This window comes from Rhodococcus cercidiphylli (genome assembly GCF_033042225.1).
In the GTDB taxonomy this organism is placed as follows: domain Bacteria; phylum Actinomycetota; class Actinomycetes; order Mycobacteriales; family Mycobacteriaceae; genus Rhodococcoides.
On the sequence record NZ_JAWLKE010000003.1, the window covers coordinates 328,051 to 347,087 of the forward strand.

Consider the following 19,037-nt stretch of genomic DNA (forward strand, 5'->3'; position numbering starts at 1 on the left):
TCCGGGGACCCGAGCGCCCTTCGGGTGAAACTACTGTGTCGACACGCGCACAGCTGCCCTCCCGTGCACGACGACCCGATCGCCCGCGCAGGCTTGCACGCTCAGAACGGCGATCCCGCGTGAGCCGTCCACCTCGTCGACCGACCCGGTCAAGTCCAATACTTCACCGATGGCCAGGGGTGACGCAAAGCGAACCGAGAACGACAAGAGGTGCTCGACGTGCACCGTGTCGGCGACCCACGCAGCCAGCACCCCCGCCTGCATCTGGCCCATCGAGATAACGCCGGACAGACCGGCCGATCGCGCGTAGTCCATATCATGGTGGAGGGGATTGAAATCGCCTCCTGCACCGGCGAATCGGACTATGTCCGTCTGTGTCACCGGTCCGACGGATTTCGCTTCGAGGTCAACGCCTACGGTCAGCACAACGGGGGAGCGACTCATTTCTTGCCCTTCTCGATCAGAACTTCGCGTTGCGTTACCACGACATTCCCGCCGACATCCACCCATGATGTTTCGAGCGTCACCAGACGCATCGACCCTCCGCGCCGGCTTTCCTTCGTGACGTCGTCCACTACCCGTCTGATACCTGTGATGCGGTCGCCGGCGATCAAGGGCCGTTGGTACTCCCAGTCGACACTGCCGACGACAACACGGTCGATGGCCAGTCCGAGCGCGGCAACGAAGCCTTTCTGATCACGGTGGTGCCCGGCGACGACGACATGGGTGGGAGTTGCCAGCACCTGTTCGAACCCGGCGTCGGCTGCCGCCGCGCAATCTGTGTAGACGTAGTCGGACGACATTGTTGCGCGGGCGAATTCGCGAATCTTGCCGGCTTCGACCTCGATGGTGACCGAATCCAGGATGCGATCTGGGTCGTGGGCGTGGGCGGGAGAAATCACGTCGATCTAACTCCTTTATTTTTTGGTCAGACCTATTGTACCGTTAGACCCATACGCACTGGAGGTGTTATGGATCTCAAAGACTCGGCCGCGGAGGCGGAGTTTCGGACACGAGTTCGGAATTGGCTGTCGGAAGCATTGCCGAAGCTCCCAGCGGCACGGGAACTCGCGCGGTTGGAAGACAAGCGCCAGGTGTGGTCGGTATGGCAGCGGATGCTGTTCGACGCCGGTTTCGCGGGTCTGTCCTGGCCCGCCGAGTTCGGCGGAGCGGGGGCCGACGCCAAGACGAAGGCAGCATTCAACGAAGAGCTGGACCGTGCCGGTGCACCCGAGCGATTGAACATCATCGGCGAAGACTTCGCGGGTCCGACGATCGTGACGTTCGGAGACGACGCGCAGAAGCAGAGGTACCTCGAGCCCATTCTGAAAGGCGACGAAGTATGGTGCCAGTTGTTCTCGGAACCGGAATCAGGGTCGGATCTTGCCTCGCTTCGTACGAAGGCGACCAAGGTCGATGGCGGTTGGACGATTCAAGGCCAGAAGATATGGACTTCCAGGGCGCAAATTGCGGACAACGCGATTCTGCTGGCGCGTACCGGCGGTGGTGACAGGCACCGAGGGATCACCTATTTCCTCCTCCCGATGACTTCTGCGGGAATAACGGTGCGGCCACTCGCTCACATGCTCGGCGAGGCGGAATTCAACGAGGTGTTTCTCGACGACGTCTTTCTCCCTGATTCCGCAGTGCTCGGCGATGTCGACGGCGGATGGACGGTCGCCATGGCTACCCTGGCCTTCGAGCGAGTGGGAATTGCGACCGGCCGCGTCAATACCACCCGCGCAGTCAGTGATCTCATCGAACAGGCCTCGCTCACCCGGGGAGAAGACGACTTGCCCGTGACCGACAAGCCGGAGATAAGACAAAAGATCGCAGACCTGTACGGGCGTGCGCTGATTCACTATCTCATCGGCCAGCGCGTCATCACGAGCGCTGCTGCGGGCCAACCTCCCGGGCCGGTCGCCTCGATCGGGAAGCTGTTCTTCTGCCCTCTGGTCGAGGACATCGCAGACTTCGGCCTGGAGTTGTGCGACTTCGGCGGCCAGTTCGGCCTCGAAACCGGAGAAGACGAGCGCAATCCTGTGCAACAACGGTGGCTCCGGCTCGCGTATCAGGCTCGTGGTACCGCCATTGCCGGTGGTTCGACCTTCATTCAACGAAATATCGCCGCTGAGCGTGTGCTCGGTATGCCCCGAAGCTGATCCGAGGAGACGTCATGCACTGGGAATTGTCCGACGAGCAGGAACTTTTTTCCACATCGCTGCGCGAGTGGACGGCCGCGAAGTTCGCTACCGACGCGGTCCGCAGACTATGTGAGGGCGACACCGCGAACGTGTTCACAGCGAAGCTCGTCGAGGAAGGCTGGTGGGGCATCGGGTACCCCGAGGCGAATGGTGGTCAAGGCGGGGGCGTTCTGGAAATGGCCCTGGCTGCAAGGGAATACGGACGCGCCGCCGTCCCGTCCTCCTTGTGGTTCGCTGCGGCACTGGCGGCTCCCCTACTCGACGAGGCGGAACTCGGGGCGCAGTCGATTGGTGAGTCAGTAACAGTGCTCGCGCTGCGCGCCGACAAGGTGCCGACCGTCGATTGCCTCGTTCCGGTCGACGGTAAGATCACCGGAACTGTTGGGCACGTGCTGGGTGCGACCGAAGCCGCAACTTTTCTGGTGCTGGTCGAGGGTCCCGACTCGCCGAGAGTGGCCCGAGTTCACGCACGCGACGCAGAGCTCACCCCCGACGATCTTCTGGACCTCTCCCGGTCCACCTCGACCGTTCGGTTCGACAACGCGCCGATAGTCGACGCACTCGAGCTGGACCTGTCTGCGTTCGACAGGGTGCGAGATATCGCGGCTGTGCTCACTGCGGCCGACGCACTGGGCAGCGCCGAGAAGATGCTCGAGCTGGCGGTGGAGTACAGCAAGCAGCGCAAGCAGTTCGGCCAGTTCATCGGCGCGTTTCAAGCGGTCAAACATGCCGCTGCGCAGATGCTTGTCACCGTCGAGTCCTCCTTCTCGATCGCGTTGTATGCCGCGGCAGCGATCGAGGACGGCCTCGCCGACGCGTCGACGACGGCAGCGGTGGCGAAGGCTCAGGTCACGTCCTCCGTCGCCGGGCTCGCGGACTCGGCGCTGACGGTCCACGGCGCAATCGGATACACATGGGAACACGATCTGCAGTTGTTCTACAAGCGCGCGAAGCTCGATCGCATGTTGTTCGGATCGCCGTCGGTCTGGAACGAGCGCGTCGCGACCGCCCTGTTGGACTCGCGGCCCGTATGACGTTCACAAACATTGGTATTTGGTCAGTCCATTGATATGGTTGTAAGAACGACGATAGGAGAACCGACGTGGATTTCGATCTGAACGACGATCAAATCACCATTCGCGATGCGGTCACCGAGCTGGCAGGCAAGTTCGACGATCAATACTGGTCCGACAAGGACCTCAACCACGAGTTCCCCACCGAGTTCTACGACGCCTTCGCACAAGGCGGCTGGCTGGGCATTACGACACCGGAGGAGTACGGCGGCCACGGCTTCGGCATCACCGAAGCCTCTATCCTTCTCGAACAGGTGGCAGCGTCAGGAGCCGGCATGAACGGTGCCAGCTCGATGCACCTGTCGATCTTCGGAATGCATCCGGTCATCGTTCACGGTAGCGAGGAACTCAAGCAGCGCACATTGCCGCGGATCGTCAACGGAGACTTGCACGTGTGTTTCGGGGTCACCGAGCCCGGTGCGGGTCTCGACACGACGAAGATCACCACGTTCGCCAAGCGTGTCGGTGACAAGTATGTCGTCAACGGCCGCAAGGTGTGGATCTCCAAAGCCATGGAATCCGAGAAGATTCTCCTTCTGACCCGTACCTCGAAGTTCGACGACTCGCCACGCAAGACCGACGGCATGACGCTGTTCCTCACCGATTTGGACCGAAGCAAAGTCGACATCCGGCCCATCAAGAAGATGGGTCGGAACGCGATTACGTCCAACGAGCTGTTCATCGACGGTCTCGAGATCCCTGTGGAGGATCGTGTGGGGGAGGAGGGCCAGGGCTTCAAATACATCATCGACGGGCTCAACCCCGAGCGGATGCTCGTCGCAGCCGAGGCCTTGGGTATCGGCCGCGCAGCTTTGCGAGCGGCAGTGAAGTATGGCAAGGAACGAGAGGTGTTCGGCCGTCCGATCGGGATGAACCAGGGCATCCAGTTCCCGCTCGCCGATTCGCTGGCTCGCTTGGACGCTGCGGAGTTGATTCTCCGCAAGGCAACCTGGCTGTACGACAACGGCAAGCCGTGCGCCAAGGAAGCCAACATGGCCAAATATCTTTGCGCCGAAGCAGGTTTCGAAGCTGCTGATCGTGCGGTGCAGACACACGGCGGCATGGGGTACTCGGAGGAGTACCACGTCTCACGGTACTTCCGGGAAGCGCGTCTGACGCGCATCGCGCCCATCAGTCAGGAGATGGTGTTGAACTACCTCGGTTCTCACGTGCTCGGGATGCCGAGGAGCTACTGATGACCGCCGAAGCGACCGAAGCTCCAGTACCCCAGTCCCTCGGAGTCTTCGGCTTGGTCGGCCGCTCGGCGCTGGTGACCGGCGCGGGCGGCGGTGTGGGAGCTGCCGTCGCCAGCGCATTCGCCGCCGCTGGTGCGGCAGTGTTGGTGACCGATATCGATCTCGCCGCCGCCACAGCGGTGGCCACACGAATCCAAGAAGCAGGCGGAACAGCCGAACCGTTCGCGCTCGACGTGTGCGACGGTGACCGCGCCCGTGAAGCCGCTTCCGCTGCAGCACAACTGGCCGGCGGCGCGCTGCACATCCTCGTCAACAACGCGGGCGTCATCGCCCCGGCGATGTTCCCTAACATGGACGAAGCCAAGTTCCGGAGAGTCATCGACACCCACCTAATGGGGTCGTATCACTGCAGCCAGGCCGCCCTGGGTTATATCCCGGACGACGGCACCGGCCGCATCATCAACGTCACGTCGGCGGCCGGACTCACCGGAACGATCGGCCAGGCGAATTATGGAGCCGCAAAGGCCGCAATCGTTGGCCTCACCATGTCTCTCGCCCGTGAGCTGGCTCGGCAATCCATCACCGTCAACGCGGTGGCACCACTGGCCGCGACCGCAATGACCGAAAACATCCGCACCAACGAGAAGCTGGCGGCGAAGACTCTCGCGCGGATTCCCCTGGGACGCTGGGCCTATGCAGACGAGATCGCACCCACCTTCGTTTTCCTCGCGTCGGACGCAGCGGCATACATCACCGGTCAGGTCCTGCCGGTCGACGGTGGGACGGTGATCTGATATGGCTCCTCGTATCTCCGGTCCGTTCGTCAGATCCGGCCGTGAAGTGGTCATCGCCGAAGCGGTCCGGACGCCCATCGGTAGGTCGCACCCCGAGAAGGGTTGGTTCCGCAACATTCATCCGAACGCGATGCTTGCCGCCACGTATCAGGATCTGGTGGCACGAACCGGAATCGACCCTGCCGTAATCGACGATCTGGTGATCGGATGTACCGCTCCCTTCGGCGAGCAATCCCGCAATATAGGCAGGAACGCGTGGCTGCAGGCCGGTTACCCGCCCGAGGTGCCAGCGACCACGTTGGACCGGCGATGCGGCTCAGCCCAGACTGCAGTCAATTTCGCAGCGGCCCTCATCGCGTCGGGTGTACACGAGATGATCATCGCCGGCGGTGTCGAGCACATGGGCCACGTTCCGATGAATTCGCCCACCGCGATCAGCGAACTCTACGGCGACCCTTGGACGCCGGAGATGCGTGCACAGTACGACTTCGTGACGCAGGGCGAGAGCGCAGAATTGATCGCGGATCAATGGGACATCTCGCGAGAGGAGATGGACGAGTTCGCGGTTCGGTCGCACGCGCGTGCGACGGCGGCGATCGAGGACGGCCGTTTCGCCGACGAGATGGTGCGCATGGAGTTGGACGGTGAGGTTCGCCTCGGTGATCAGGCAGTGCGGCCCACCACGACGACGGAGACGCTCGCCGGACTGAAGACGGTGTTCCGCAGGGAGAACGGGAGGGTGACGGCCGGTACCTCCAGCCCCATCTGCGACAGCGCCGCAGCGGTGTTGCTGTGCTCCCGGGACGCCGCGGAACGGTACGGTCTTCGCATTCGCGCTCGCATCGTCGATCAGACAACGGTGGGAGTCGATCCGATCATCATGCTCACCGGTCCCATCCCGGCAACACGGAAACTGCTGCAGCGCAACGATATTTCGGTTGACGACATCGACCTGTTCGAGGTCAACGAGGCGTTCTCCTCTGTCGTCCTCGCGTGGCAACGTGAACTGCAGCCCGATATGGATCGAGTCAATGTCAACGGGGGTGCCATCGCACTCGGTCACGCGGTCGGAGCAACCGGGGCGAGACTCGTCGCCACGATCTTGTCCGAGATGGAACGACGCGAGAGCCGACTGGGGCTCGTCACCATGTGTTGCGGCGGCGGGTTGGGTACAGGAACGTTGATCGAACGGACCGACTGATGGTCGACTTCACCCGGACCCTCGCCTCCGGAATGGGCGTGTGGTGGGGTCAGGCGTCCGCCGAGCCTCGCCCACTCGTCGATCGACTCCTCGAGCAGGCACCCGAGATAGGGCCACTGCGTCTTTTCACCGGGCTGAGCTGGAACGACCAACTGGCGCAGTCCATGGCACCCACGGACACCATGGTGTCGTATGGCGGTCTCGGCGCGCTACGGGCGCTCGGCGACAGCGACCGACTCGACGTGGTGCCCTGTCATTACTCGGCACTCCCGCGCATGTTCGCCGAACGGAGGCTCCCGAGCGACGTCGGTTTGCTTCAAGTAGCACCGCCGGACCGCGAGGGAATGTGTTCGCTGGGGATCGGCGTCGACTACATGGCGGATGCCGCGAACCACACGCAGATCCTGTACGCGGAAATCAATCATCGGATGCCGGTCGTACCGGGTTCACCAGCTTTGTCGATCGATCGTTTCACCGACACTCTGGAAACCGATCGACCACTGGTGGAGGAGGACCGCCGTCCCGCCGGGGCCGAAGATCGCGCGATTGCAGGCCTCGTTGCAGCGCTCGTGGACGACGGAGACTGCCTGCAGGTCGGAATCGGATCGATGGGGGCTGCGATCTTCGATGCGTTGTCCGGGCACCGAGACCTCGGCGTACACACCGGGATGATCACCGACGGGGTCGTGCAGTTGATCGACAAAGGGGTGGTGACTGGCAGTCGCAAGCAGATCGACACGGGATTCGCCACTGCCGGAACGGCTCTGGGTTCGACTGATCTGTACGAACGAATCTCGTCTCTACCAGTTCTGTTCAGGCCGACCAGCTACACCCATGCTCCGCAAGTCTTGGCGCGGCTCGATTCTCTCGTCGCAGTCAACTTCGCCATCGAGGTCGACCTGACCGGTCAAGTGGGGGCGGAGATCAGCCGCGGTACCTACCTCGGTGCTGTCGGAGGCCAGGTCGATTTCGCTCGGGCGGCCGCCGTGACCGGAAAACGGTCGATCATCGCGTTGCGGTCGACTGTCCGCGGTCGATCGTCTATCAAGTTCGCGCTCGATGAGGGCGTTGTGACGACGGCGCGTGCCGACGTCGACTGCGTGGTCACCGAACACGGCGTCGCGCACCTTCGTGGCCAGCCGCTCGCGGAGCGCAGGCGGCGTCTGATTGAGATCGCCGCGCCAGAATTTCGTGACGGACTCGCCGAATTGGTGAGGACGTCCTTGTGAACGGTGTGCCACCAGGGCCACTCCGGAACCGTCCCGTACGTCGAAAGGTATGCAGAACATGAGTAATCGAGTCGCACTGGTCACCGGTGGTGCCCAGGGAATCGGTGAGGGAATTTCGAAGAAGTTGGGCAGCAACGGTTTCAGAGTAGCTGTGGCCGATCTCAATTTCGAGGTTGCCGAGCGGACGGCCAAGGAAATCGTCGCGGCAGGCGGTGAAGCGATCGCTGTGCCGATCGACGTCACGGACACTGCGTCCGTCAAGGCCGCGGTCGCGCGCATCACCGACGAGTTGGGCCCTGTCGAGATCGCGGTGAACAACGCGGGTTGGGATGACTTCATGAAGTTCGTCGACACCACTGAGGACTTCTGGGAAAAGATTCTCGACATCAACTTCAAGGGTGCGCTGCGGGTAAACCACACCGTCGTCCCCGGCATGGTCGAGCGTGGGTTCGGCCGCATCATCAATATCGGGTCCGATGCCGGACGTGTCGGCTCGTCCTTGGAAGCGGTGTATTCAGGCGCAAAGGGTGGCACCATTGCATTCACCAAGACGTTGGCGCGCGAGGTAGCTACCAAGGGCGTTACGGCCAACTCCGTGTGCCCCGGTCCCACGGACACCCCGGCTCTGCGAAAGTTCGCGGACAGTTCGGGCCAGGACGCGGACAAGGTCCTCGGCGGTATGACCCGAGCGGTGCCTATGAAGCGTCTGGCGCTCCCATCCGATATTGCGGCGGCCGTTGCGTTCTTCGCTTCCGACGAGTCGGGGTACATCACCGGGCAGACCCTGTCCGTCAGTGGTGGCCTCACGATGGCCTGAGAACTCGATGACAGAAACAGCCGTGACGTGGTCCGTGGTCGAACGGTACGAGGACGTCGACTATTCGCGCACAGACGATGGTATTGCCAAGATCACCATCTGTCGTCCAGAGGTGCACAACGCTTTCCGGCCACAGACACTGGTGGAAATATCCGACGCCCTCACTCGGGCGCGTGAGGATCCGACGATCGGTGTCATCGTTCTCACCGGTGAAGGCGATCGAGCGTTCTGCTCGGGCGGCGATCAACGCGTTCGCGGCGACACCGGGTATCTCACGGACCCTAGCCGGCCCGAACAGGTCGGCCGATTTCATGTGACCGATTTGCAGGTCCAGATCCGACGGCTCCCCAAGCCTGTAGTTGCGATGGTCGCCGGGTATGCCATCGGCGGTGGCCACGTCCTACAGATCGTCTGCGATCTGACCATCGCCGCGGACAATGTCAGGCTCGGGCAAGTCGGCCCGCAGGTAGGTTCTTTCGACGGTGGTTTCGGCGCTGGACTCCTCGCGCAGACAGTCGGCGTGCGCAAGGCCAAGGAAATCTGGTTTCTGTGCCGCCAGTACGACGCTGCCCAAAGCCTCGAGATGGGCTTGGTGAACACGGTCGTACCGCTGGCAGACTTGGAAGCTGAGACTGTTGTGTGGTGCCGGCGGATGCTGGAGCTGTCGCCGATGGCCCTCCGGCTCATGAAAGCCAGCTTTCACGCAGCCGAAGACGGTCTCGCGGGGATTCAGCAACTCGCGCACGATACGAACCTGCTGTTCTACGCGACGGATGAAGCCAAGGAGGGACGAGAAGCGTTCAAAGAGCGCCGCACGCCCGATTTCGGCCGTTTCCCTCGCAGGCCCTGACGACGGTGGGACATCGCATGACGACGTTCGGGATCAATGTTTTCGGAGTGGGCACCGGCCGTGAACGGTTTACTTCGATGGTGGCCCATGCTCGTGAGGCAGAGCGCATCGGCTGTGATGCGGTGTGGACCAGCGAGCTCTACAGCAGATCGGCGACCGTACCCATGGCGGCTCTTGCCTTGGGTACGGACACCGTTCGGATCGGGACCAATATCGCGTACGGCGTGGGACGTACCCCTCTCATCTGGGCGGCCGAGGCCCGTGATCTCGACGAGATGTCCGACGGGCGAGTCGTCCTCGGTCTCGGCAACGGCACACCCAAGATGATGGAGTCGTGGCACGGCGTCAGTGGAGACGCTCCGGCGGCGCGGATGGCCGAGCTCGTGTCGGTCCTGAAAGCACTGTGGCATCTGCACGAAGGTCCCGTGCGGCACGAGGGGCGGTTCTATCGGGTCGACGTGACACCGACGAGCGCAGTGGCCGAACCCATTCGACCGGCAATCCCGATCTGGATCGCGGGAGTGAACAAGCACATGCTTCGAACAGCCGGGCGATGCGCCGACGGGTTGATCGGGCATCCCATGTTCACGTCCGACTACGTCCGCGGGCCCGTCGCACACGACATTGCGGCAGGCGCTGACCAGGCGGGGCGAGATCCGGCCGATGTGACAATCATGGGCATCCGGATGTGCGCCATTGCCGAGGATGCCGAGGACGCGCGTCGGCAGGCTGCGTTTGCCATCGGCCAATACGCGGCGTCGCGCGTCTACGACCGCCTGTTCGATCTGCATGGGTGGAGTGCCGCTCAGCAACGCATACGTGCCGCGGCACGTGATCGAGATCGCGACGCGGTGGTGGCGTCGGTACCGGACGACATCATCGACGCGGTTGCGATCGCCTGCACGCCGGGCGAGTTCGCGGCTCGTCTGGCTGCTCTACCCGACGATGTCGAGCATCTCGACCTCATTGCGCCACCCTGGGGTCTTACGGACGCAGAGACCGCGGCGACGAACGCTGCAATTCTGACCGGGCTGCGCGACTACCTGTCACCCCAGCCGATCGAATCCGGTGCGTCTTGAGACGGATTACTTGTCTGGCAGGTCGATCTCGGTTCGCTCCTCGACCTGTACGACCGCCTCGGCATATCCGTGTACATGTTTGGTCATGCGTCGCATCGCGGCTGCCGAGTCCCCGGAACGAATTGCGTCCGTGATGGTCTTGTGGGCCCGAAGGGTTGTCTGCCGCACGGCCGTATCGACGAACGCGGTGTTTTCGGTGGAGCTGTAGATCGCGGCAGAGAGGGCGGACATGAAACCGGTGAGCAGTTCGTTGTGGCTGGCCGTCGCAACGGCGAGATGCCAGGCAATGTTGGCCCTCAGAAACGATTCGAGGGAACCGTCGAGGTCGCCGATATCTTCATTTGCGGCGTCCAGGGCCGAAAGGTCATCGTCGGTTCGGTACTTGGCGGCGAGGCTGGCGCATGCGGGTTCGATCGCTTCGCGAGTCTCGAGTAGCGCGGTGAGACGAAGTTGTTGGCCACGGATCAGCAGACTGACCGACGTTGCGACCGATTCACCACCGGGCTGCTGGACGAATGCACCGCCCGAGCGTCCGGTCTTGATCGTTACCAAGCCTTGCACCTCGAGGATGCGCAACGCTTCTCGGACGGTAGTACGGCTCATTCGTGTCTGGCTGGTCAGTTCGCGCTCGGGTGGAAGAGCGGTGCCTTCCGGATACTCGCCCCGCAGGATTCGTTCTCGCAGGTCGTTGGCCAACACGTCCGACGCCTTGGGTACCTGCATCGGTTGCAACTGAACGGGGTGCCGAGAGACACCGTTCACGGACGCCGTCTGGGCCATGACTACCTGCTTTCCTGCGATTTGGTCTTACCTAAACTAGCAGCATCGAGACAGCGATGCAGCTCTGACGCCTGACGGCCCTGCCTTTTCTTTGGCCAGACCTTTATAATGGTTGACTTGCGACTGTCTTTCCGTCAGGCTGCAGGCAAGTCGCGGTGGACATGAGCCGGTGATTACCTGAGCAGAACGAGGTGCGAGAACGAAATGGCAGAACATGTGGAACCCGCTGTCGTGTGGGAGACGGTCCGGCCAGGCATTGTCGTCGTGACCATGGAGCGCCCGCCCGCCAACGCTCTCGGTCCCACGTTGCTCGATGGAATGCACGCAGCCATGGACGCTGCCGAAAAGTCGGGCGACATCAGAGTCATGGTCGTCCGGTCGGCCCTCCCCAGGTTCTTCGCCGCAGGAGCAGACATCAAGCACTTGTCGTCCATCGACGCGGAATCGTTCACCGCATACGGAGACCGTATGCGCGATGTCAACGACCGCCTCGCGTCCGCACCGTGGATATCCATCGCGGCAGTGAACGGGCCGGCCCTGGGAGGAGGGCTCGAACTGGCCATGGCGTGCACTCTGCGTGTCTCCGGTCCGAACGGCACCTTCGGGCTCCCGGAGGTCGGTATCGGACTGATTCCCGGCGCGGGAGGGACACAACGCTTACCCCGATTGGTCGGGCGCGGGCGCGCGCTCGACATCATGCTCACCGCACGGCAAGTGTCGGCGACAGAGGCGCACGCCATCGGCCTCGTGGACAGGCTTACCGAGGGCGACGTGGTTTCGAGCGCGCTCGAGCTGGCGGACTCGCTCACCAGGGGTTCGCTGCCCGCTCAGCTGGCGGTGGTTGCCACCGTCGACGCCGCGTTCGACATGACCTTGCCGGATGGTGGCGCCTTCGAGATCGCGCGCGAGCAAGCCCTATTCGAAGACGGTGAAGCAATAGAAGGCATTACGGCCTTCGTAGAGAAGCGACGCCCCCACTTCGGCTGACAAGCCGGGATCCGATACCGCGTCTCGGCACGGAGGAGTACCAGACATGGACACGCTCGATCACACGTTCCAGACATTCGAGGTAAGGGAGCCGACACCTGGAGTCGTCGTCGTCACGTTGAACCGACCTGACCGTTACAACGCCATGACCAATACGATGTTCTTGGAGATGGAACAGCTCGCATGGGGCTTGGAGAGCGAAAAAGATTGTCGCGTCGTTATTCTCACCGGCAACGGGCGCGCGTTCTGCTCGGGTTACGACTTGGCGGACGCCGACGAGCTGCCGAACCTGGGTGCGCTCGGAATGTTGGATCAGCAGGAGCGCGCGGCTCGCGCGTTGTCTGCGGTACGCGGCATGCGCGTCCCGGTCATCGCAGCGGTGAACGGGCCCGCGGCCGGTGGCGGTCTGTCTCTGGCCTTGGCCGCCGACATCCGTCTGGCCAACGAGACCGCAACATTCAATGCCGCATTCGTGAAGATCGGTCTGTCGGCCGGTGATCTCGGCTCTTCCTGGCTCCTGACTCGGTTGATCGGGCCTGCCAGGACGAGCGAGATCTGCTTCACGGGCCGAATCGTCCACGCACGAGAAGCGGCCGACATCGGATTGGTAAATACTCTGGTCGGCAACGACACCGACGTCGTCGACGCGGCTCTCGCTCTTGCCGATCAGATTGTTGTCAATTCCCCTGGTGGGGTGGAGATTTCGAAGAGGGCATTGCAGGCAAATCTGGAGGCCGGTTCCTACGCCGCCGCGTTGGAACTCGAGAACCGGGGCCAGGCCTTGCTGACTCGGTCCAGTGATATGGGTGAAGCGCTCGCGGCATTCAAGGAGAAGCGCCCCCCGATATTCGAGGGCAAATGAACACCGACAGCTCGCGACGGTAGGGACTGAACATGCGCACCACATTTCCTGATCTGCAGACACTGACCTTCGAGGAACTCGACGGCGGAATCGGTGTCCTCCGCATCGACAGGCCCGATCGGATGAACTCGCAAACTGTCCAGATGTTCCACGATCATCTGACAGCAGGACGGGCCCTACGAGACAGTGGACTTCGTGCTCTGATACTGACGGGTGCCGGCGAACGCGCGTTCTCGGCCGGCTTCGATCTCGACGAGATCTCGGTCATCACCGGAATGGGTGTCCGCGAGTTCCTGCGATTTCAGGAGACGGCGACCGGGGGAATTCAAGCAATCCGGCACCTGCCGTTTCCTGTTATCGCGGCCATCCACGGTGCCGCCACCGGCGGCGGATTTGCACTCGCCCTGGCGGCCGACATCCGACTGGCGGCGCCGACCATGAAGATGAGCGCAGCCTTCGTCAAGGTGGGCCTGTCGGTGGGCGAGCTCGGCACGTCGTTCACCTTGCCGCGACTGGTGGGGCCTGCTCGTGCAGCCGAGATCGCATTCACCGGCCGCATTGTCGGGGCCGACGAGGCGGAACGCATCGGACTGGTGAATCGGATCGTCCCGACCCAACGCCTGTTGGACGAGGCCCTCGACATGGCTGGGGCTATCGCATCGAACTCTCCAGGCGGCGTTCGTATGTCCAAGCGTGCGATCCAGCGCAACATCGAGATCGGTTCGTACGAGGCTGCGCTCGAACTGGAGAACCGTGGGCAGGCGTTGTTGACACGTACCGAGGACATGCCGGAGGCGCTCGCAGCGTTCAAGGCAAAACGCACACCCGTCTTCGAGGGTCGGTGACCGGCGTGGCCTGGGACTGGACCTCCGACACAACCGCTGCTCTCGCAACGTATCTGGATTCTCGTGGCATTCTGGCAGGCCCCATCACCACTCGCGCGATCGGGGACGGGCATTCCAACCTCACGTTTCTCGTGAGCGGAGGCGGAACCAGCGTCGTGGTGCGTCGTCCGCCGCCACCGCCGACGCCCCCCGGAGCACACGACATGGTGCGCGAAGCGACTCTGCTCTCGGCACTGAGCACTACTGCGGTTCCGGTGCCCGACGTCCTTGCCGTTGCGCAGGCGGGAGACGTACTCGACGTACCGCTCTATGTCATGAGCTTCTCCGAGGGTCCGGTCGTCACCGACAGAACCCCCGCACCACTCGACACACCGGACCAACGACGGTCGATCGGGCATCATCTCGTCGATACGCTAGTCGACCTGCATGCTGTCGATTGGCGGGCAATCGGGCTGGAGAAATTCGGGCGTCCTGAGGGCTTCAACGTTCGCCATCTCGAACGAATCAAGCGGCTCGTTGCCGATGACGACGGTTGTGCACCTGATGGTTTCGGCGGCGTCGAGGACTGGCTGACATCGAACGTGCCCACCGAGTCTGGAGCGACCCTCGTCCATTGCGACTATCGCATAGGAAACGTGATCCTTGCCCCGAACGAACCCGGCCGTGTGGCGGCTGTCCTCGACTGGGAGCTGGCGACCCTGGGCGATCCTCTGCTCGATGTCGGATACCTGCTCGCCACCGTCCCGGAGCCGGGGTTGCCCACCAACCCGACCAGCGAGCTTGCCTTGGCGATGCTCGAGGACGGCTATCCGTCGCGGACACAGCTTGTCGAGAGATATGCGCACCGAAGCGGCCGCGATGTATCCGCTCTCTCGTGGTACACCACTTTCGCTTTGTGGAAGCTGGCAGTGCTCTACGAATACAGCCGGCGACGCGTGTTGGCCGGGGTCGGGGACCCCTATTACACCGATCCCGTTCTGGTGCAGCGATTTTTGTCCGATGCCCGCAGGTCAGCCGGACTCACCGGCACCAACGCTCAGTAGGAGGCGCACAACATGTCTACCGACACTACGCAATTCGCCGACCGATTGGTCGGCACCGATCCAACCGGGTTGCCCGACGGATTTTTCGACAGGTTCGTGTTCAACATGCACGCCGAGGACGCGCGGTCGCCGTCGATCATCGTGGGGCTCGGCCTGTACCCGCCGGCAAACAGTGTCGACGGGTTCGTGGTGATGAGCGACGGTCGGGTGCAGCGCAACCTGCGTTTCGCCTCCGTCCTTGACGGAACCGATGGACGAAGTTGCGGCCCCTTCGCCTTCGAGGTCATCGAGCCGAACGAGGTGTGGTCGCTCAGGTTGGAGGAGAACGAGATCGGTGTCGAGTTCGATCTGACGTGGCGGGCGCGCGCGAAGCCGTGGTTCGGGGAAATCGCAGTGAACAACGCATCAGGGGCCAAGACGTCGTTCGATCACCTGTTTCAGTCCGGACGCTACGAGGGGACTGTGTCCGTCGACGGTGTGACGACATCGGCCGACGGCTGGTTCGGACAACGTGACCGATCCCGCGGGGTGCGGACGATGTCCGGGGGACAGGGTCTGCATATCTGGTTGCAGGCGCAGTTCTCCCAGTACTCGGTCGGTCTTCTTCTCGTCGAGACTCGCGCGGGCGAGCGAATTCTGCTCGAGGGTGCGGTCATGCACGAGGACGGCACCGTGGACACGATCGTCGACGCGCGACACGCGTTGGTGTTCACGGAACAACGGGACCTCATAGAGGGCGATGTCCAGGTCTCCACCGCATCCGGCACCACATACAGAATCAGTGCCGACGCGCGCGTCGGAGGCGGATTCATGGCCGGTGCGGGGTACGGCGGTCACCACGGCAAGTCGCGCGACGCGAACACGGTCGTATCGGATCGATACGACCTCGATGGCTCGGTGAATCCGATGACGTTGGATTCGTCCTTGACGGATCGGTTGTGCACATTCGACCTCGACGGCCAGCCTGGTTCTGGCATCTTCGAGTTCGCTCTGAGCCGTAGCTCGTCCTTCTCTTACCGTCCGTCGCTCTGATACGAGAGTATGGAACGGGCACAGGGGCCGCACATCTGTCGATGCGCGGCCCCTGTGTCGTACTGGTTTCAGGTGGTGCGTTGAGCTTTGCTCGAAGCAGTCGCTGTCTTGCTCGACTCCCTGATCTGACTCCAGTCGTCGTCGGTCAAGCTCGTCAGTCCCGCAAATGTTCCCGGGCCGGCCAACATCTGGCCACCGTCCATAGCTATGGTCTGGCCGGTGAGATATTCGCACGCGTCGGAGATGACGAACATTGTCAGGTTGGCGAGTTCTTCGATGGTGCCGGTGCGGCCGGCCGGGATCTGATCGGCTTGGGTGGCACCCACAGCACTTTTGTCCGTCGGGTTGAGCATCTCCCATGCGTAATCGGTGGGAATGGGCCCTGGGGCCAACGCGTTCAAACGAATGCCGTACTTGGCCCACTCCACCGCCAGCGACATTGTCATCGAGTGCACGGCGGCCTTGGCCATGGCTGAGGGGACTACGTACGCAGATCCCGTCCACACCCAGGTGGTGAGTGTGGACAACACGTTGCCCGGTAGTCCCTCGGCGATCCACCGTTTTCCTGCCGCGTGTGTGGTGTGGAACGACCCGTTCATGACGGTGCTTGTCACAGCCTGGAAGGCGCGCGGGCTCAGGTCTTTGGTTTGAGCGATGAAGTTGGCGGCCGCGTTGTTCACCACAGACGTCAGTGGACCGTGGTCCTGCCAGATCCGTTCCATGGTGGAATCGACGCTCTCGTAGTCACGAACGTCGACCGAGTGGTAGAAGACCGAACCTGGACGCGACGAGGACGCCTCCTCTGCGGCCTCGGCCAGAACCGAGTCTCGACGGCCCCATAGGTGCACTTCGGCACCGTGGTTCACCAGGTGACGGGCGACGCCGCGGCCGAGACCGGTACCGCCGCCGGTGATGAGGACCCGCTTGCCATCGAGTAGATGCGGGGAGAAGGTCTTGGTGTCGGTCATGATTCGCTTCCTCGTTTCGTCGTGCGTGCCGGCGAACCGGTCACAGCCCGATGTGTCGTGCGATGATTTCGCGTTGAATCTCGTTGGTGCCACCGTAGATCGGAGGTGCCAGAGCGCGCCGCACCTGACTTTCCATCCCACCCTCACGTGCATACCCGTAGCCGCCCATCATCTGCATGGCTTCGAGCGCCGTCTGTTTCGCTACTTCCGTGCACCGCATTTTTGCCATGGCACTCTCCTTGGCGAGGTCGTCTTCGAGACCGGCGTCGATCTTCGAAGCCACGTCGTAGACGAAGACTCGGGCGATGTCGATGTTGGTCGCGAGGTCTGCCATTCGATGTCGGAGAGCCTGAAAGCTGCCGATGGCGCGCCCGAATTGTTTCCTCTCGCGGCAGTAGGCGACCACGTCGTCGAAAGCCCGTTGCGCAGCGCCGATACTCATGGCCGCGATGATCATCCGCTCGATGGCGAGCCCGCGCATGAGCTGGTTCCACGCGTCACCCGCGACCCCGACCACGGCGCTGGTGGGAACCTCGACCTCGTCGAAGAAGACGTCGTTGCAGGTGTGGGGTTCCATCGTGTCGATCGGACGGATCTCGAGGCCCGCCGAGTCGGTGGGCACCATCAGCAACGTCATGCCCTGGTGTTTGCTGCCCGTGGTGTCTTCGCGCGTGAGAACCAGGATGTGCTCGGATACATGGGCTGCCGAGATCCAGGTCTTCTGTCCGTCGACCAGGTATCGATCTCCGTCACGGCGGGCCGTCACGCGCAGCGATGCGAGGTCCGATCCAGAACCGGGCTCGCTCAGTGCGATTGCCTCAAGGCGACCGCTGACGAGATTGCTGACGACGGTCCGCCTCTGTGAATCCGTACCCCACTTCAGGTAGGTCTGGGCGGCAGTAAGTCCGGTGAAATATCCGGTGATCGGGGCCAGCCCGCGCGCGGCCGCCTCGATGAACACGCACTCGTCCACGAAACCTGCTCCGCCACCGCCGTATTCAGCGGGAAGGGACACGCCCAACCATCCCTGACGTGCCAGGTCCCGGAGGACCCCGGGACTGTTCGAAAGCGTTCCCCCGTCAGTGACGCGGTCTCGGTCGGCTACCGACGCGAGTTCGCGGCTGCAGTACTTCCGCACTGCAGCCGCGAACTCGAGTTGTTCCGTGGAGAACTGCACTACTGGCCTCGGTACGGCCGAAAGTCGGGCTTGCGCTTCTCGTTGAAGGCGGTAATACCTTCGCGGGCTTCCGGCGTCTCACCAAAAATTTCGAGAGTCGAGTACGCCATGCTCCCGATACTGATGAAGTGCTCGGTGTCGGTGTTCATCGACTGCTTGAGCACCTTGAGTGCAGTGGGGGAGAAGTCCAACATGGTGTCCGCCCACTCGCGCACTGCCGCCTTGAGTTCGGCGGCTGGCACGACCTTGTTGACCAGACCCCATTCGAGTGCTTCCTGAGCTGACAATCGCCGCAACATGAACCAGATCTCGCGCGCTCTCTTCTCGCCCACGACGCGTGCGAGATAGCCGGATCCGAGCCCCGCGTCGAACGATCCCACTCGTGGCCCGTTCTGACCGAACTGAGCGGTGTCTGCGGCAATGGTGAGGTCACACAGCACGTGGAGAACGTGGCCGCCTCCGATCGCCAGACCGTTGACGGCAGCAATTACCGGCTTGGGGGCGTCACGAAGAACTCGGTGCAGTGCCTCGACCTCGAAGAGGCCGCTGTTGGAGGGTCCGTAGTCGCCGGTCTCCATCCGCTGCTTCTGATCGCCGCCGGCGCAGAATGCCTTGTCGCCGGCACCGGTGAGTGCGATGACGCCGACCTCGCTGCTCGCCCAGGCGAGTTTGAAGGCGAGGATGAGCTCGTCGACCGTCTGTGCCCGGAATGCGTTGTAGCGCTCCGGACGATTGATCGTGATCCAAGCAAGTCCGTTATCGACCTCGTAGGTGATGTCGGTGAATTCGGCCATCGAGTTCGGTGTCCTTTCGCGTGACGGGCAAGCACCCGCTTCAGTCCTCGGTCATTGGCCTGACCATTTACGAAAGCGTAGTCCGGCGGGTTGCCGGAAGGCAAGG

General features: G+C 62.7%; 20 protein-coding genes. 14 read left to right on the forward strand and 6 right to left on the reverse strand.

The genetic code is table 11. The features are described from left to right. Positions 1 to 30 precede the first annotated feature (30 nt). Together R3P95_RS08615 and R3P95_RS08620 are read right to left on the reverse strand one after the other, a co-directional pair. Entirely contained in the window at positions 31 to 510 is a 480-nt protein-coding gene (locus R3P95_RS08615; RefSeq protein ID WP_317548040.1) for a MaoC family dehydratase, read from the reverse strand. After that, on the reverse strand, positions 441 to 902 hold the full coding sequence (locus tag R3P95_RS08620) for an FAS1-like dehydratase domain-containing protein (protein ID WP_317548041.1): 462 nt from the start codon (positions 900 to 902) through the stop codon (positions 441 to 443). The genes R3P95_RS08615 and R3P95_RS08620 overlap by 70 nt, the downstream gene beginning before the upstream one ends. A 69-nt stretch (positions 903 to 971) precedes the next feature. On the opposite strand from R3P95_RS08620, the gene R3P95_RS08625 reads away from it, so the two are divergent. The 9 genes from R3P95_RS08625 to R3P95_RS08665 all read left to right on the forward strand — a co-directional run bounded on the left by R3P95_RS08625 (position 972) and on the right by R3P95_RS08665 (position 10,443). After that, positions 972 to 2,162: an acyl-CoA dehydrogenase family protein gene (locus tag R3P95_RS08625; RefSeq protein ID WP_317548042.1), complete on the forward strand. Its 1,191-nt coding sequence runs from the start codon at positions 972 to 974 to the stop codon at positions 2,160 to 2,162. Positions 2,163 to 2,176: 14 nt separating this feature from the next. After that, complete coding sequence (locus R3P95_RS08630; RefSeq protein WP_317548043.1) at positions 2,177 to 3,238, forward strand: acyl-CoA dehydrogenase family protein; 1,062 nt, start codon at positions 2,177 to 2,179, stop codon at positions 3,236 to 3,238. Between the two features lie 68 nt (positions 3,239 to 3,306). Then, complete coding sequence (locus R3P95_RS08635) at positions 3,307 to 4,473, forward strand: acyl-CoA dehydrogenase family protein (protein WP_317548044.1); 1,167 nt, start codon at positions 3,307 to 3,309, stop codon at positions 4,471 to 4,473. After that, entirely contained in the window at positions 4,473 to 5,267 is a 795-nt protein-coding gene (locus tag R3P95_RS08640; protein WP_317548045.1) for an SDR family NAD(P)-dependent oxidoreductase, read from the forward strand. Before R3P95_RS08635 ends, R3P95_RS08640 begins: the two co-directional genes overlap by 1 nt. Position 5,268: 1 nt before the next feature. Continuing rightward, positions 5,269 to 6,468, forward strand: a complete 1,200-nt coding sequence (locus R3P95_RS08645; protein ID WP_317548046.1) for a thiolase family protein — start codon at positions 5,269 to 5,271, stop codon at positions 6,466 to 6,468. Beyond that, positions 6,468 to 7,697 (forward strand): acetyl-CoA hydrolase/transferase family protein, encoded by a 1,230-nt coding sequence (locus R3P95_RS08650; RefSeq protein WP_317548047.1) that lies wholly within the window; start codon positions 6,468 to 6,470, stop codon positions 7,695 to 7,697. Before R3P95_RS08645 ends, R3P95_RS08650 begins: the two co-directional genes overlap by 1 nt. A gap of 58 nt (positions 7,698 to 7,755) precedes the next feature. After that, complete coding sequence (locus R3P95_RS08655) at positions 7,756 to 8,514, forward strand: SDR family NAD(P)-dependent oxidoreductase (protein WP_317548048.1); 759 nt, start codon at positions 7,756 to 7,758, stop codon at positions 8,512 to 8,514. Positions 8,515 to 8,521: 7 nt separating this feature from the next. After that, entirely contained in the window at positions 8,522 to 9,364 is an 843-nt protein-coding gene (menB, locus tag R3P95_RS08660) for a 1,4-dihydroxy-2-naphthoyl-CoA synthase (protein WP_317548049.1), read from the forward strand. 17 nt (positions 9,365 to 9,381) lie between these two features. After that, positions 9,382 to 10,443, forward strand: a complete 1,062-nt coding sequence (locus R3P95_RS08665; protein WP_317548050.1) for an LLM class flavin-dependent oxidoreductase — start codon at positions 9,382 to 9,384, stop codon at positions 10,441 to 10,443. 6 nt (positions 10,444 to 10,449) lie between these two features. Here R3P95_RS08665 and R3P95_RS08670 read toward each other — a convergent pair whose 3' ends face one another. Next, positions 10,450 to 11,223 (reverse strand): FadR/GntR family transcriptional regulator, encoded by a 774-nt coding sequence (locus R3P95_RS08670; RefSeq protein WP_317548051.1) that lies wholly within the window; start codon positions 11,221 to 11,223, stop codon positions 10,450 to 10,452. Between the two features lie 204 nt (positions 11,224 to 11,427). Between R3P95_RS08670 and R3P95_RS08675 the strand changes: the two genes are divergently transcribed. The 5 genes from R3P95_RS08675 to R3P95_RS08695 are packed head-to-tail and all read left to right on the forward strand — an operon-like array spanning position 11,428 to position 15,992. Continuing rightward, positions 11,428 to 12,210 (forward strand): enoyl-CoA hydratase/isomerase family protein, encoded by a 783-nt coding sequence (locus R3P95_RS08675; RefSeq protein ID WP_317548052.1) that lies wholly within the window; start codon positions 11,428 to 11,430, stop codon positions 12,208 to 12,210. A gap of 46 nt (positions 12,211 to 12,256) precedes the next feature. Continuing rightward, positions 12,257 to 13,072 carry an enoyl-CoA hydratase/isomerase family protein gene (locus R3P95_RS08680; protein WP_317548053.1) on the forward strand — a complete coding sequence of 272 codons (816 nt, stop codon included), beginning with the start codon at positions 12,257 to 12,259 and terminating at the stop codon, positions 13,070 to 13,072. A gap of 32 nt (positions 13,073 to 13,104) precedes the next feature. Continuing rightward, positions 13,105 to 13,917, forward strand: a complete 813-nt coding sequence (locus R3P95_RS08685; protein ID WP_317548054.1) for an enoyl-CoA hydratase/isomerase family protein — start codon at positions 13,105 to 13,107, stop codon at positions 13,915 to 13,917. A gap of 5 nt (positions 13,918 to 13,922) precedes the next feature. After that, the gene (locus tag R3P95_RS08690) at positions 13,923 to 14,960 is read left to right on the forward strand and encodes a phosphotransferase family protein (RefSeq protein WP_317548288.1); all 1,038 of its coding nucleotides are present in this window, start codon (positions 13,923 to 13,925) and stop codon (positions 14,958 to 14,960) included. Positions 14,961 to 14,972: 12 nt separating this feature from the next. Then, on the forward strand, positions 14,973 to 15,992 hold the full coding sequence (locus R3P95_RS08695; protein ID WP_317548055.1) for a DUF7064 domain-containing protein: 1,020 nt from the start codon (positions 14,973 to 14,975) through the stop codon (positions 15,990 to 15,992). A gap of 68 nt (positions 15,993 to 16,060) precedes the next feature. Here R3P95_RS08695 and R3P95_RS08700 read toward each other — a convergent pair whose 3' ends face one another. From R3P95_RS08700 to R3P95_RS08710, 3 genes are read right to left on the reverse strand one after another with little or no spacing between them, the layout of a single operon-like run. Further along, complete coding sequence (locus tag R3P95_RS08700) at positions 16,061 to 16,960, reverse strand: SDR family oxidoreductase (RefSeq protein WP_317548056.1); 900 nt, start codon at positions 16,958 to 16,960, stop codon at positions 16,061 to 16,063. A 40-nt stretch (positions 16,961 to 17,000) separates the two neighbouring features. Then, positions 17,001 to 18,137, reverse strand: coding sequence for an acyl-CoA dehydrogenase family protein (locus R3P95_RS08705; RefSeq protein ID WP_317548057.1), 1,137 nt, complete (start codon positions 18,135 to 18,137; stop codon positions 17,001 to 17,003). Beyond that, positions 18,137 to 18,931, reverse strand: a complete 795-nt coding sequence (locus tag R3P95_RS08710) for an enoyl-CoA hydratase-related protein (protein ID WP_317548059.1) — start codon at positions 18,929 to 18,931, stop codon at positions 18,137 to 18,139. Before R3P95_RS08710 ends, R3P95_RS08705 begins: the two co-directional genes overlap by 1 nt. Between the last annotated feature and the right edge of the window lie 106 nt (positions 18,932 to 19,037).